This window comes from Pseudomonas sp. P4_C4 (genome assembly GCF_056402055.1).
The window spans coordinates 133,428-147,937 of the sequence record NZ_JBFUID010000005.1 but is presented as its reverse complement, the minus strand read 5'-3'; the positions used below and the strand labels follow the sequence as shown (position 1 = coordinate 147,937).

The 14,510-nt window shown below is 59.6% G+C and carries 11 protein-coding genes; all 11 read left to right on the top strand.

The features are described 5' to 3' along the window. The first annotated feature begins 1 nt into the window (after position 1). The 11 genes from lpxD (at position 2) to eno (ending at position 14,500) form a co-directional block, all read left to right on the top strand. Positions 2 to 1,057 carry a UDP-3-O-(3-hydroxymyristoyl)glucosamine N-acyltransferase gene (gene lpxD, locus AC1DXW_RS05300; RefSeq protein ID WP_108216664.1) on the top strand — a complete coding sequence of 352 codons (1,056 nt, stop codon included), beginning with the start codon at positions 2 to 4 and terminating at the stop codon, positions 1,055 to 1,057. Between the two features lie 108 nt (positions 1,058 to 1,165). Further along, the gene (fabZ, locus tag AC1DXW_RS05295; RefSeq protein WP_007978374.1) at positions 1,166 to 1,606 is read left to right on the top strand and encodes a 3-hydroxyacyl-ACP dehydratase FabZ; all 441 of its coding nucleotides are present in this window, start codon (positions 1,166 to 1,168) and stop codon (positions 1,604 to 1,606) included. Continuing rightward, a complete protein-coding gene (lpxA, locus tag AC1DXW_RS05290; protein WP_046041139.1) occupies positions 1,603 to 2,379 on the top strand; it encodes an acyl-ACP--UDP-N-acetylglucosamine O-acyltransferase in 777 nt (258 codons plus the stop codon). The genes fabZ and lpxA overlap by 4 nt, the downstream gene beginning before the upstream one ends. A gap of 2 nt (positions 2,380 to 2,381) precedes the next feature. Beyond that, positions 2,382 to 3,512 carry a lipid-A-disaccharide synthase gene (gene lpxB / locus AC1DXW_RS05285; RefSeq protein ID WP_477755707.1) on the top strand — a complete coding sequence of 377 codons (1,131 nt, stop codon included), beginning with the start codon at positions 2,382 to 2,384 and terminating at the stop codon, positions 3,510 to 3,512. 11 nt (positions 3,513 to 3,523) lie between these two features. Then, positions 3,524 to 4,150, top strand: a complete 627-nt coding sequence (gene rnhB, locus AC1DXW_RS05280) for a ribonuclease HII (protein ID WP_477755709.1) — start codon at positions 3,524 to 3,526, stop codon at positions 4,148 to 4,150. 77 nt (positions 4,151 to 4,227) lie between these two features. Then, on the top strand, positions 4,228 to 7,749 hold the full coding sequence (gene dnaE, locus AC1DXW_RS05275; RefSeq protein WP_477759817.1) for a DNA polymerase III subunit alpha: 3,522 nt from the start codon (positions 4,228 to 4,230) through the stop codon (positions 7,747 to 7,749). Positions 7,750 to 7,888: 139 nt separating this feature from the next. Beyond that, entirely contained in the window at positions 7,889 to 8,836 is a 948-nt protein-coding gene (locus AC1DXW_RS05270; protein WP_477759816.1) for an acetyl-CoA carboxylase carboxyltransferase subunit alpha, read from the top strand. A gap of 132 nt (positions 8,837 to 8,968) precedes the next feature. After that, positions 8,969 to 10,297 (top strand): tRNA lysidine(34) synthetase TilS, encoded by a 1,329-nt coding sequence (gene tilS / locus AC1DXW_RS05265; RefSeq protein WP_477759815.1) that lies wholly within the window; start codon positions 8,969 to 8,971, stop codon positions 10,295 to 10,297. A 274-nt stretch (positions 10,298 to 10,571) separates the two neighbouring features. Next, a complete protein-coding gene (locus tag AC1DXW_RS05260; protein WP_223458857.1) occupies positions 10,572 to 12,203 on the top strand; it encodes a CTP synthase in 1,632 nt (543 codons plus the stop codon). A gap of 5 nt (positions 12,204 to 12,208) precedes the next feature. Next, positions 12,209 to 13,054 (top strand): 3-deoxy-8-phosphooctulonate synthase, encoded by an 846-nt coding sequence (gene kdsA, locus AC1DXW_RS05255; RefSeq protein WP_007949350.1) that lies wholly within the window; start codon positions 12,209 to 12,211, stop codon positions 13,052 to 13,054. A gap of 156 nt (positions 13,055 to 13,210) precedes the next feature. Next, a complete protein-coding gene (gene eno / locus AC1DXW_RS05250; RefSeq protein ID WP_046041152.1) occupies positions 13,211 to 14,500 on the top strand; it encodes a phosphopyruvate hydratase in 1,290 nt (429 codons plus the stop codon). The last annotated feature ends 10 nt before the right edge of the window (positions 14,501 to 14,510 follow it).

Sequence of the window (14,510 nt, the reverse complement as noted above, 5' to 3'; positions counted from 1 at the left end):
CATGACCGTGACCATTAAGCTCGGCCAGCTGGCCGAGTTCCTCGGCGCCACGCTACGTGGCGACCCCGAGAAAGCAATTACTGGGCTAGCCACCTTGCAGGAGGCTGGCCCAGCTCAGTTGAGCTTTCTTGCAAACCCCCAATACCGTAAGTACCTGGCAGGCAGTCAGGCTGCAGCGCTGTTGCTCAAAGCCGCTGACGCCGAAGGTCATTGCGGGGATGTGCTGGTGGTGCCGGATCCGTACGCAGCCTACGCGCGCGTTTCTCACCTGTTCGATCCCAAGCCCAAGGCCGCTGCCGGCATACATCCCACGGCAGTGATCGCTGCGGATGCGGTAGTCGATCCTGCGGCGAGTATCGGTGCTTTTGTGGTGATCGAAAGCGGTGCGCAGGTTGCAGCCGGTACGACTGTCGGCGCGCATTGCTTCATCGGTGCTCGCAGCGTGGTGGGTGAGGGTGGCTGGCTCGCGCCGCGTGTGACCCTGTATCACGACGTTCGCGTCGGCAAACGGGTCGTCATTCAGTCCGGAGCGGTGCTCGGAGGCGAAGGCTTTGGTTTTGCCAATGAAAAAGGTATCTGGCAGAAAATCGCCCAGATCGGTGGCGTGTTGATCGGCGATGACGTTGAAATCGGCGTGAATACAGCTATAGATCGCGGTGCGCTGGCCGATACCATCATCGGCAACGGTGTGAAGCTCGACAACCAGATTCAAATTGCCCACAACGTTCAGGTCGGTGATCACACCGCCATGGCGGCGTGCGTCGGGATCTCCGGCAGCACCAGGATCGGCAAGCACTGCATGCTCGCCGGTGGCGTAGGGCTGGTGGGGCACATCGACATTTGTGACAACGTTTTCATTACCGGGATGACCATGGTAACCCACTCGATTACCGAGCCAGGTGCCTATTCTTCCGGTACGGCCATGCAGCCGGCAGCCGAGTGGCGCAAAAGCGCGGCACGCATTCGTCAGCTCGATGACATCGCGCGACGTCTGCGCCAGCTGGAAAAGCAAGTAGGGGAAGTGACCCCTGACGGTAATGCTTCATCAGATGGCTGATACCATTTCCATATCAAGTGTGCACAGCCGCTAGACTGCCTCCTTGATTTGCTAGAGGGGTGCGCGTCAGTCGCGCGCTCCCAATCTTTACATAGGCTTCCCCCCGAAATGATGGACATCAACGAGATTCGCGAATACCTGCCTCACCGTTACCCGTTCCTGCTGGTGGACCGGGTAGTGGAGCTGGATGTTGAAGGCAAGCGCATTCGTGCCTACAAGAATGTCAGCATCAACGAACCATTCTTCAACGGTCACTTCCCTGCGCATCCAATCATGCCGGGCGTATTGATCATCGAAGCAATGGCTCAGGCTGCCGGGATCCTTGGTTTCAAAATGCTCGACGTGAAACCGGCCGACGGCACGCTCTATTACTTCGTCGGTTCGGACAAGCTGCGCTTCCGCCAGCCGGTTCTGCCAGGCGATCAGCTGATCCTTGAAGCCAAGTTCATCAGCTGCAAGCGTCAGATCTGGAAGTTCGAATGCCAGGCTTCGGTCGATGGCAAGCCTGTCTGCTCCGCTGAAATCATCTGCGCGGAACGCAAGCTATGAGTTTGATTGACCCTCGTGCAATCATCGATCCGACAGCCGTTCTGGCTGACGGCGTCGAGGTCGGCCCGTGGTCGATCGTCGGCGCAGGTGTGGAAATCGGCGAGGGGACAGTCATCGGGCCACACGTGATTCTCAAGGGTCCGACGCGAATCGGTAAGCACAATCGCATCTACCAGTTTTCCTCGGTGGGCGAAGACACACCTGACCTGAAGTACAAGGGCGAGGAAACCCGCCTGGTGATCGGTGATCACAACGTCATCCGTGAAGGCGTGACGATTCACCGCGGCACCATCCAGGACCGTTCGGAAACGACCCTGGGCGATCACAACCTGATCATGGCGTATGCCCACATCGGCCACGACAGCGTTATCGGCAACCACTGCATCCTGGTCAACAACACTGCACTGGCGGGCCATGTGCATGTGGAAGACTGGGCAATCCTTTCCGGTTTTACCCTGGTTCACCAGTATTGCCACATTGGCGCCCACAGCTTCTCAGGCATGGGGACGGCGATCGGCAAGGATGTTCCTGCCTATGTCACGGTGTTCGGTAACCCTGCCGAAGCCCGTAGCATGAACTTCGAGGGCATGCGCCGTCGCGGTTTCAGCGAAGATGCGATCCACGCGCTGCGTCGTGCCTACAAGGTGGTGTACCGCCAGGGTCTGACCGTGGAACAGGCGCTCGTCGAACTGGCCGAGCCTTCTGCGCAGTTCCCGGAAGTAGCGGTGTTCCGCGACTCCATCCAGTCTTCGACCCGCGGCATTACCCGCTAATCATGGCCAATCTGCGTATTGCGCTGGTAGCGGGTGAGGCTTCCGGTGACATTCTGGGTGCGGGTCTCATGCGCGCGCTCAAGACTCGTCACCCGGCTGTCGAGTTCATCGGTGTGGGTGGTCCGCTGATGCAGGCCGAAGGCCTGACCCCGTACTTCCCGATGGAACGTCTGTCCGTCATGGGCCTGGTGGAAGTGCTGGGCCGGTTACGCGAGTTGCTGGCACGGCGCAAGAAGCTGGTCGCCGACCTGATCGACGCGAAACCCGATGTGTTCATCGGTATCGACGCGCCAGACTTCAACCTCAATATCGAACTCAAGCTGCGTCAAGCCGGGATCAAGACCGTGCATTACGTCAGCCCGTCGGTCTGGGCCTGGCGGCAGAAACGGGTGCTGAAGATTCGCGAAGGTTGCGACCTGATGCTCACGCTATTCCCGTTCGAAGCTAAATTCTACGAAGAGAAGGGCGTACCGGTGCGGTTCGTCGGTCATACCCTGGCCGACGCCATTCCACTCGAAGCCGATCGCACCGCAGCGCGGGCCGAACTTGGTTTGCCTGACGGGCCGCTGGTGGCGTTGATGCCCGGCAGCCGCGGTGGTGAAGTTGGCCGACTCGGCGCGTTGTTCCTTGATACCGCCCAGCGCTTGCGTGCGCTGCGCCCGGGCGTGCGGTTTGTCATGCCTTGCGCCAGTCCGCAGCGCCGGGCTCAGTTGGAGGAGTTGCTGGCCGGTCGTGATCTGCCGCTGACCTTGCTCGATGGCAACTCCCATCTGGCCCTGGCAGCCTGCGACGCCGTGCTGATTGCCTCCGGAACCGCAACGCTTGAAGCATTGCTGTACAAGCGGCCGATGGTGGTTGCCTACCGTCTGGCGCCGCTGACGTTCTGGATTCTCAAGCGCATGGTGAAAAGCCCCTACATTTCATTGCCGAACTTGTTGGCCCAGCGTCTGTTGGTACCCGAGTTGTTGCAGGACGATGCCACGGTCGAAGCGCTGGCCCAGACCTTGTCACCGCTGATCGAAGGTGGTGAAGAGCAGACCCGTGGCTTTGATGAGATTCACCGGACCCTGCGTCTGGATGCCTCCAACCAGGCTGCGGACGCAGTTCTGAACCTGATCGGCCAAGTTAAATGAGTAAAACAAGCATGCAGATGGGGCTGGATTTCACCTTGGTCGCGCAAGTCGAAGAGTTGGTTGCCGGTGTCGATGAAGTCGGTCGCGGCCCGCTCTGTGGTGCGGTAGTGACAGCAGCGGTGATCCTTGATCCGAACCGCCCGATCCTCGGCCTGAACGACTCGAAGAAACTCACCGAAGCCCGCCGTGAAAAGCTCTACGACGAAATCTGCGAAAAAGCCCTGAGCTGGTGTATCGCTCGCGCCGAAGTCGAAGAAATCGACGAACTCAATATCCTGCACGCCACCATGCTGGCCATGCAGCGTGCGGTCGCCGGGCTGCATGTCCAGCCGAAACTGGCGATGATCGACGGCAACCGTTGCCCGAAACTGCCGATGCGCTCCGAAGCCGTGGTCAAGGGCGATAGCAAGGTTCCAGCCATCGCTGCCGCATCAATTCTGGCCAAGGTCAGTCGCGACCGAGAAATGGCTGCGTTCGAATTGATTTATCCGGGTTACGGTATCGGCGGGCATAAAGGCTACCCGACGCCCGTTCATCTGGAAGCGCTGGCACGACTTGGGCCGACCCCGATTCACCGGCGTTCGTTTGCTCCGGTGCGGCTGGCGTATGAGGCGCGGGAAGGTCTCATCGAGAGTTAGTCGCGAGGCTGATTTTTTTTACCAAGGCCCGGTACAATCCGGGCCTTGTTGTTTTCATGACTTAACGCAGGATCACTATGCCGGCTTCATTCGTTCACCTACGCCTGCACACTGAATACTCCCTGGTCGACGGTCTGGTGCGGATCAAGCCGCTGGTCAAGACCCTGGTCGGCATGAACATGCCTGCCGTAGCGGTCACCGACCAGAACAACATGTGTTCCCTGGTCAAATTCTATAAAAACGCCATGGGTGCCGGGATCAAGCCGATCTGCGGCGCCGACCTGTGGCTGTCGAACAAGGATCCGGACAACCCGCTGAGCCGGATCAGCCTGCTGGTGATGAACGCCGAAGGCTATCGCAACCTCACCGAACTGATTTCCCGCGGCTATATAGATGGTCAGCGCAATGGCGCGATCATCATCGAGCGCGAATGGGTCGCTGAAGCCAATGCGGGCTTGATCATGCTGTCGGCGGCCAAAGAAGGCGAGATCGGCCAGGCCATGCTCAGCGGCAACTCCGCCGAGGCCGAAACCCTTGCCCGCGAATGGATGGACGTGTTTCCGGATCGTTTCTACCTGGAAATCCAGCGAACCAACCGCCCGAACGATGAAGAACAGCTGCACGGCGCCGTGGCGCTGGCCGAGAAGCTCGGTGCGCCGCTGGTGGCGACCAATGACGTGCGCTTCATCAAGCAGGAAGACTTCGCCGCCCACGAAACCCGCGTGTGCATCGGTGAGGGCCGCGCCCTCGACGATCCGCGGCGTTCGAAGAATTACAGCGATCAGCAGTACCTCAAAAGCGCCGAGGAAATGGCCGAGTTGTTCAGCGATATTCCCGAGGCGCTGGAAAACACTGTCGAGATCGCCAAGCGCTGCAACATCGAAGTGAAGCTGGGCACGCACTTCCTGCCCAACTTCCCGATCCCCGATGGCATGACCATCGACGAGTACTTCCGCAAGGTGTCCTTCGACGGCCTGGAAGAGCGCCTTTCCGTTCTGCTGCCCAAGGACACCACCGAAGACTACGAGGCCAAGCGTCAGGTCTATGTCGACCGGCTGAATTTCGAGCTGGATATCATCATCCAGATGGGGTTCCCCGGGTACTTCCTGATCGTGATGGATTTTATCCAGTGGGCCAAGAACAACGGCGTACCGGTGGGCCCTGGCCGTGGATCGGGTGCCGGATCGCTGGTGGCCTACGTACAGAAGATCACCGACCTCGACCCGCTGGAATACGACCTGCTGTTCGAACGGTTCCTCAACCCGGAACGGGTATCGATGCCCGACTTCGACGTCGACTTCTGCATGGACGGTCGTGACCGGGTGATCGACTACGTGGCCGAGAAGTACGGCCGCAACGCGGTAAGCCAGATCATCACCTTCGGCTCCATGGCGGCAAAGGCTGTGGTCCGCGACGTGGCGCGGGTGCAAGGCAAGTCCTATGGCCTGGCGGATCGTCTGTCGAAGATGATTCCGTTCGAAGTCGGCATGACCCTGGAAAAGGCCTACGAGCAGGAAGAGATCCTGCGCGACTTCATCAAGGTCGATGAAGAGGCCGCGGAAATCTGGGAGATGGCCCGAAAGCTCGAAGGCGTTGTGCGTAACGTCGGCAAGCACGCCGGTGGTGTGGTGATCGCGCCGACCAAGCTGACCGACTTCTCGCCGATCTATTGCGACGAGGCCGGTGACGGCCTGGTAACCCAGTTCGACAAGGATGACGTTGAAGCTGCCGGCCTGGTGAAGTTCGACTTCCTCGGCCTGCGGACCCTGACGATCATCGACTGGGCACTGAAAACCATCAACCGCGACCGCGCCAAGGTCAACGAACCGCCGCTGGATATCGCGTTCATCCCGCTGGATGACAAACCGACCTACACCTTGCTGCAAAAAGCCGAAACCACGGCCGTGTTCCAGCTTGAATCCCGGGGCATGAAAGAGCTGATCAAAAAGCTCAAGCCCGACTGCCTGGAAGACTTGATCGCACTGGTGGCACTGTTCCGTCCGGGCCCACTGCAATCGGGCATGGTGGACGACTTCATCAACCGTAAGCACGGCCGCGCCGAGCTGGCATATCCGCACTCGGACTACCAGTACGAAGGCCTCAAACCGGTGCTGGCACCGACTTACGGCATCATCCTGTACCAGGAACAGGTGATGCAGATTGCCCAGGTCATGGCCGGTTACACCCTCGGTGGTGCGGACATGCTGCGTCGAGCCATGGGTAAGAAAAAACCCGAGGAAATGGCCAAGCAGCGCGGTGGCTTCATTGAAGGTTGCGCCACCAACAATATCGATGCGGACCTCGCCGGTAACATCTTCGACCTGGTAGAAAAATTCGCCGGTTACGGCTTCAACAAATCCCACTCCGCCGCCTATGGCCTGGTGTCGTACCAGACCGCATGGCTGAAAGCGCATTACCCGGCGCCGTTCATGGCCGCGGTACTTTCGGCGGATATGCACAACACCGACAAGGTCGTGACCTTGATCGAAGAAGTGCGGACCATGAAGCTGCGTCTCGACGCGCCGGACGTGAACACGTCCGAATTCAAGTTCACGGTGAACGACGAAGGCCGGATCATTTACGGCCTGGGTGCCATCAAGGGCGTGGGTGAGGGCCCGGTCGAGGCGATCACCGAAGCGCGTCTGGCCGGTCCGTTCAAGGATCTGTTCGATTTCTGCGCCCGGGTCGACCTCAAGCGCATCAACAAGCGCACCCTCGACGGCTTGATCCGCAGCGGCGCGCTGGATCGCCTCGGGCCGTATTTCCACGATGAGCAGAAAGCCTACCAGGCCAACATCGACCGCAATCGCGCGGTGCTGCTGACGGCCATGGAAGAAGCGATCAAGGCGGCCGAACAAACTGCACGCACCCAGGACAGCGGTCACTCCGACCTGTTCGGCGGTCTGTTTGTCGAAGCAGACGCTGACGTCTACGCCAATCACCGCAAGGCCAAGGAGCTGACCCTCAAGGAGCGCCTGAAAGGGGAGAAAGATACCCTCGGCCTGTACCTGACCGGTCACCCGATCGACGAGTACGAAGGTGAAATCCGTCGCTTTGCCCGTCAGCGCATCATCGACCTGAAGCCGGCGCGCGATACCCAGACGGTCGCCGGGATGATCATCGCCTTGCGGGTGATGAAGAACAAAAAGGGCGACAAGATGGGGTTCATCACCCTCGACGACCGCTCAGGACGGATCGAGGCCTCGCTGTTTTCCGAGGCATTCCACTCCGCGCAGTCGCTGTTGCAGACCGACGCGATGGTGGTGGTCGAAGGCGAGGTCAGCAATGACGACTTCTCCGGTGGCCTGAAGTTGCGGGTCAAGCGAGTGATGAGCATGGAAGATGCGCGCACCAACCTGGCCGAAAGCCTGCGCCTGAAGTTGCATGCCAAGGACCTCAAGGGCGATCAGCTACGCTGGCTGGGTGAACTGTTGAAGCGTCACCGCGGTGCGTGCCCGATCACCATGGATTACACCAGTCCTGATGCGAAGGCCTTGTTGCAGTTCGGCGAAGGCTGGCGGATCGATCCGGCGGATGCGTTGATTCAAGCCCTGCGTGACCAGTTCGGGCGAGACAACGTCTTCCTCCAATACCGTTGACCGGCAGGTGATATCAGAACGCCTGCCCGCAACCTGAATTTTTAATCTCGACCTCAACGCGCCTCTCCCTTAAGGTAGGGCGCGAATAGACAACCGGCCGGCCCAAGATCCCTTGGGACTCGACCCAAGACGGACGCCTATGAACCCGAATTTTCTAGATTTCGAACAGCCGATCGCCGACCTGCAAGCCAAGATCGAAGAGTTGCGCTTGGTCGGTAATGACAATTCGCTGAATATCGGCGATGAGATCTCCCGCCTGCAGGACAAGAGCAAAACGCTGACCGAAGACATTTTCGGCAAGCTGACCAGCTGGCAGATCGCACGTCTGGCGCGTCACCCGAAACGTCCGTATACCCTGGACTACATCGAACACATCTTCACCGAGTTCGACGAGTTGCACGGTGACCGTCACTTCTCCGACGACGCTGCCATCGTTGGCGGCATTGCCCGTCTGGACGACCAGCCGGTGATGATCATCGGTCACCAGAAGGGCCGTGAAGTGCGCGAGAAAGTTCGCCGCAACTTCGGCATGCCACGTCCGGAAGGCTACCGTAAGGCTTGCCGTCTGATGGAAATGGCCGAGCGTTTCAAAATGCCGATCCTGACCTTCATCGACACCCCGGGCGCCTACCCTGGCATCGACGCCGAAGAGCGTAACCAGAGCGAAGCGATCGCCTGGAACCTGCGGGTCATGGCTCGTCTGAAAACCCCAATCATCGCCACCGTGATCGGTGAAGGTGGTTCTGGTGGTGCACTGGCGATCGGTGTCTGCGACCAGTTGAACATGTTGCAGTACTCGACCTACGCGGTGATCTCGCCGGAAGGTTGCGCTTCGATTCTGTGGAAAACCGCCGAGAAAGCACCGGATGCCGCAGAAGCGATGGGCATCACCGCCGAGCGCCTCAAGGGCCTTGGCATCGTGGACAAGGTGATTGGCGAGCCATTGGGCGGCGCGCACCGCGATCCGGGCGCCGCAGCCGCATCGATCCGCGCCGAGTTGAGTTCGCAACTGGCGATGCTGAAGAAGTTCGATAACGACGCGCTGCTGACCCGTCGTTATGAGCGTCTGATGAGCTACGGCCTGTAATCGACCACGCAATACCCCTGTGGGAGCGAGCTTGCTCGCGATAGCGGTGTAACTGCCAACAGATATGTTGAATGTTCGATCGCAATCGCGAGCAAGCTCGCTCCCACATTTGATTTGCGCAAGGTGGCGGATATGAGTCGGTCCAATGTTGATCTGTCAGCCAGACTCCTGCAGAACCTGGTCTCGTGGCGCAATGCTGCGACCTGGCGCGTCGCCTTCTCTGGCGGCCTGGACTCCACAGTCCTGCTGCACCTTCTTGCACACCTCGCAAAAACCGAATCCCTGCCGGCGCTGAGCGCCATCCACGTTCATCACGGCCTTCAAGCCGTGGCCGATGCGTGGCCGGAGCATTGTCGTTCTGTGTGTGCTGCGCTGGGCGTCCCGTTGCAGATCGTTCGTGTACAGGTGCAGCCCGGTGCCAGTCTGGAGCGTGCGGCCCGGGACGCGCGTTATCACGCGTTCACCGAAGTGACTCGGTCCGGTGAAGTGCTGCTGACTGCCCAGCACCGCGACGATCAGGCGGAAACCCTGTTGTTTCGCCTGTTGCGCGGAGCGGGCGTGCGCGGATTGTCCGGGATGCCGCGTCAGCGCCCGTTGGGCAAGGGGCATTTGCTGCGGCCATTGCTCGATGTCACGCGGGCTGAACTGGAGGCTTATGCCAGTGCGCATGGCTTGAGCTGGATTGAAGATCCCTCGAACCAGGATCGGCAGTACTCGCGCAATTACCTTAGGCATCAAGTCTTCCCCGTGCTGATCCAGCGCTGGCCGCAAGCGGTGGCGACCATGGCCCGCAGCGCGGCGCATTTGACTGAAGCGCAGGGGTTGCTCGAAGAACTGGCGGACATGGATTTGCGTGAGGCCAGCTCTGCCAGTGAGTTTGCCTGGCTGGGCTTGCGATCCCTTGAACTGGCGCCGCTTGCGCAATTGTCTGTTGCCCGGCAGCGCAATGCCTTGAGTCATTGGCTCGATCCGCTGACTCGCTTGCCGGATACTGACCATTGGTCGGGTTGGGAGAATTTGCGCGACGCCAACGGCGATGCCTGCCCGGTGTGGCGGCTGGCCGATGGCGAACTGCATCGGGCGGGCGGGCGCATCTGGTGGCTCTCCGGTTGCTGGTTGCGCACTGCGCCCTCTGCTGGAGCGTGGCAAAGTCCGGTATCACCGCTGATATTGCCGGATAACGGTGTACTGAGTGTCACCGGCCAAATCCCCGATGGCCCCTTACAGATCCGCTATCGTGAAGGGGGAGAGGTCATGGTTTTGCCAGGCCGCGGCCATCGGGACCTGAAACGTTTGCTCAATGAAAGCGGTGTACCGTCCTTCGTACGCGGCAGATTGCCGCTGCTCTACAAAGACGGGAAACTGCTGGCGGTAGCGAACCTCAAGGGGCTCGATGGTGGTGCGCTCGGCGACTGGCATTTGCATTGGCAGCCACTGAACGAAGATCAAGGTTTGAGCTGAAAGGGGCTTTCCGGTAGACTACGCTCCCTTCTTGATACAACTTCTGTGGATTCGCCTGAATTGCAGGAGTTGCCGATTACCAAGCAGTCTTTGCTGGGCGATTCCAAAAAATGTGTAGCGAGCAACGAACCGGTGTTTCATTTTCCGGTCTGTCCCAACGCGGCGGTTTTTTTGAAAGGTGCGCTGTGATTAATGCAGGTGATCGGGGGCTTCGGCCTTCCTTCGCTTTCCCCGGCGGCTCGGACCGCTTTAACGCAGACTTCTAGGGTTTTTCATGACGCGCTACATATTCGTCACGGGCGGTGTTGTTTCTTCATTGGGGAAAGGCATTGCATCGGCATCATTGGCGGCCATCCTGGAGGCGCGGGGACTTAAGGTCACCATGCTGAAGCTGGACCCGTACATCAACGTCGACCCGGGCACCATGAGCCCGTTCCAGCACGGTGAAGTGTTCGTCACTCACGACGGCGCCGAGACCGACCTGGACCTGGGCCACTACGAGCGGTTCATCCGCACGACCATGACCCAGAACAACAACTTCACCACCGGCCGTGTCTACGAACACGTCCTGCGCAAAGAGCGCCGTGGTGACTACCTGGGTGCAACCATCCAGGTGATCCCGCACATCACCGACGAAATCAAGCGCCGCATCATCAAGGGTGCGGGCGACGCTGACGTGGCAATGGTCGAGATCGGCGGCACCGTGGGTGACATCGAGTCGCAACCGTTCCTCGAGGCGATCCGCCAACTGCGTTTCGAAGTCGGCGCCAAGCGCGCGATGCTGATGCACCTGACACTGGTGCCGTACATCGCCACTGCCGGCGAAACCAAGACCAAGCCAACCCAGCACTCGGTGAAGGAACTGCGTTCCATCGGCCTGCAACCAGACGTGCTGGTCTGCCGCTCCGATCACCCGATCGATATTTCCTCGCGTCGCAAGATCGCGCAGTTCACCAACGTTGAAGAGCGTGCGGTGATCGGCCTGGAAGACGCCGACACCATCTACAAGATCCCGGGCATCCTGCACTCCCAGGGCCTGGACGATTTCGTCGTCGAGCGTTTCGGCCTGCAATGCGGCGGTGCCGATCTGTCCGAGTGGGAAGCCGTGGTCGACGCCAAGCTCAACCCTGAGCACGAAGTCACCATCGCCATGGTCGGCAAGTACATGGAACTGCTGGACGCCTACAAGTCGCTGATCGAAGCGATGAGTCACGCCGGCATCAGCAATCGTACCAAGGTCAACCTGCGCTACATCGACTCTGAAGACATCGAAAACCAGGGCACCGCACTGCTGGAAGGCGTCGATGCAATCCTGGTACCTGGCGGCTTCGGTCTGCGTGGCGTTGAAGGCAAGATCACTGCCGTTCAATACGCTCGCGAAAACAAGGTTCCGTACCTGGGCATCTGCCTGGGCATGCAAGTGGCCGTTATCGAGTTCGCACGTAACGTGATGGGCTGGAAAGACGCCAACTCCACCGAGTTCGATCGTGCAAGCGGTCATCCGGTCGTGGGCCTGATCACCGAGTGGGAAGATGCCACCGGTGCCGTCGAAACCCGTACCGAAACCTCCGATCTGGGCGGCACCATGCGCCTTGGCGCGCAGGATTGCCTGCTGGAGCCGGGTTCCCTGGTCCACGGTTGCTACGGCAAGGACGTGATTGTCGAGCGTCATCGTCATCGCTACGAAGTGAACAACAACCTGCTGCCGCAAATCATGGAAGCCGGTTTGAAAATCTCCGGTCGTTCCGGTGATGGCGCACTGGTTGAAGTGGTAGAAGCTCCGGATCACCCATGGTTCGTCGCTTGCCAGTTCCACCCAGAGTTCACCTCGACGCCACGCGACGGTCACCCGCTGTTCAGCGGTTTCGTCAAGGCAGCGTTGGTTCAACACCAGAAGAAGGCGTAACCCCGATGGCACAGAAGATCATCCGCGTCGGCGACATCGAGATTGCCAACGACAAGCCCATGGTGCTGTTCGGCGGCATGAACGTGCTGGAAAGCCGCGACATGGCAATGCAGGTTTGCGAAGAGTATGTGAAGGTCACCGAAAAGCTCGGTATCCCTTACGTGTTCAAGGCCAGTTTCGACAAGGCCAACCGGTCTTCTGTGACCTCCTATCGTGGTCCTGGCCTGGAAGAAGGCATGCGCATCTTCCAGGACATCAAGCAAGCCTTCGGCGTGCCGATCATCACCGACGTCCACGAGCCGGATCAGGCCGCGGTCGTCGCTGAAGTCTGCGACATCATCCAGTTGCCAGCCTTCCTGTCGCGCCAGACCGACCTCGTGGTCGCGATGGCCAAGACCGGTGCAGTGATCAACATCAAGAAAGCCCAGTTCCTCGCACCTCATGAAATGAAACACATCCTGAGCAAATGCGTGGAAGCGGGTAACGATCAGTTGATCCTCTGCGAGCGTGGTTCGAGCTTCGGCTACAACAACCTGGTCGTCGACATGCTTGGCTTCGGCATCATGAAGCAGTTCGAATACCCGGTGTTCTTCGACGTGACCCACGCGCTGCAAATGCCTGGTGGTCGCTCCGATTCCGCTGGCGGTCGTCGCGCCCAGGTCACCGACCTGGCGAAGGCCGGCATGAGCCAGTCCCTGGCCGGCCTGTTCCTGGAGGCCCACCCGGATCCGGACAACGCCAAATGCGACGGTCCTTGCGCCTTGCGCCTGGACAAACTGGAGCCATTCCTGGCCCAGCTCAAAGCTTTGGACGAACTGGTGAAGAGTTTTCCGACGGTAGAAACCGCGTAATCCTCATTTCTCCGGTAAAGTACCGCACGATTTAACGCTCAGGCCCTCGGGCCTGAGCCTTGTCGTCTGCAAGACAGCCCGCTGCACCTCACTTGCCGACGATTGAAGATTTCCTACAGCTGCGTCGTTTTCGTCAACTTTGGAGTGTTTACAACAATGGCTAAAATCGTCGACATCAAAGGTCGTGAAGTTCTCGACTCCCGTGGCAATCCCACCGTGGAAGCGGACGTGCTTCTCGACAACGGCATCATCGGCAGTGCCTGCGCGCCGTCCGGTGCTTCCACTGGCTCGCGTGAAGCGCTCGAGCTGCGTGATGGCGACAAGAGCCGTTACCTGGGCAAGGGCGTTCTGAAGGCCGTAGGCAACATCAACGGTCCGATCCGCGACCTGTTGAAAGGCATGGACCCAAGCGACCAGAAAGCGCTCGATCTGGCAATGATCAAGCTCGACGGTACTGAAAACAAAGGTTCCCTGGGCGCCAACGCGATCCTCGCCGTTTCCCTGGCTGCGGCCAAGGCAGCAGCACAGGACCAGGACCTGCCGCTGTACGCTCACATCGCCAACCTGAACGGCACCCCGGGTGTCTACTCGATGCCGGTTCCGATGATGAACATCATCAACGGTGGCGAGCACGCCGATAACAACGTCGACATCCAGGAATTCATGGTTCAGCCGGTTGGCGCCAAGTCTTTCTCGGAAGGTCTGCGCATGGGCACCGAGATTTTCCACCACCTCAAAGCCGTGCTGAAGGCCCGTGGCCTGAGCACTGCCGTCGGTGACGAAGGTGGTTTCGCGCCGAACCTGGCTTCCAACGAAGATGCACTGAAAGTGATCTCCGAAGCCGTGGCCAACGCCGGTTACAAGCTGGGCACCGACGTGACCCTGGCCCTGGACTGCGCGGCCAGCGAATTCTACGAAGACGGCAAGTACAACCTGTCCGGCGAAGGCCAGGTGTTCACCGCTGAAGGTTTCGCTGACTACCTCAAAGGCCTGACCGAGCGTTACCCGATCATCTCCATCGAAGATGGCCTGGACGAGTCCGACTGGGCTGGCTGGAAGATCCTCACCGACAAGATCGGCGAGAAGACCCAACTGGTAGGCGACGACCTGTTCGTCACCAACACCAAGATCCTGAAAGAAGGCATCGACAAAAAGATCGCCAACTCGATCCTGATCAAGTTCAACCAGATCGGCACCCTGACCGAAACCCTGGAAGCCATCCAGATGGCCAAGGCTGCTGGCTACACTGCCGTGATCTCGCACCGCTCCGGCGAAACCGAAGATTCGACCATTGCCGACCTGGCCGTGGGCACCTCGGCTGGCCAGATCAAGACCGGCTCCCTGTGCCGTTCCGATCGCGTTTCCAAGTACAACCAACTGCTGCGTATCGAAGAGCAGTTGAACGGCAAAGCCAAGTACAACGGTCGCAGCGAGTTCCGCGGTTGATCGATTGCTG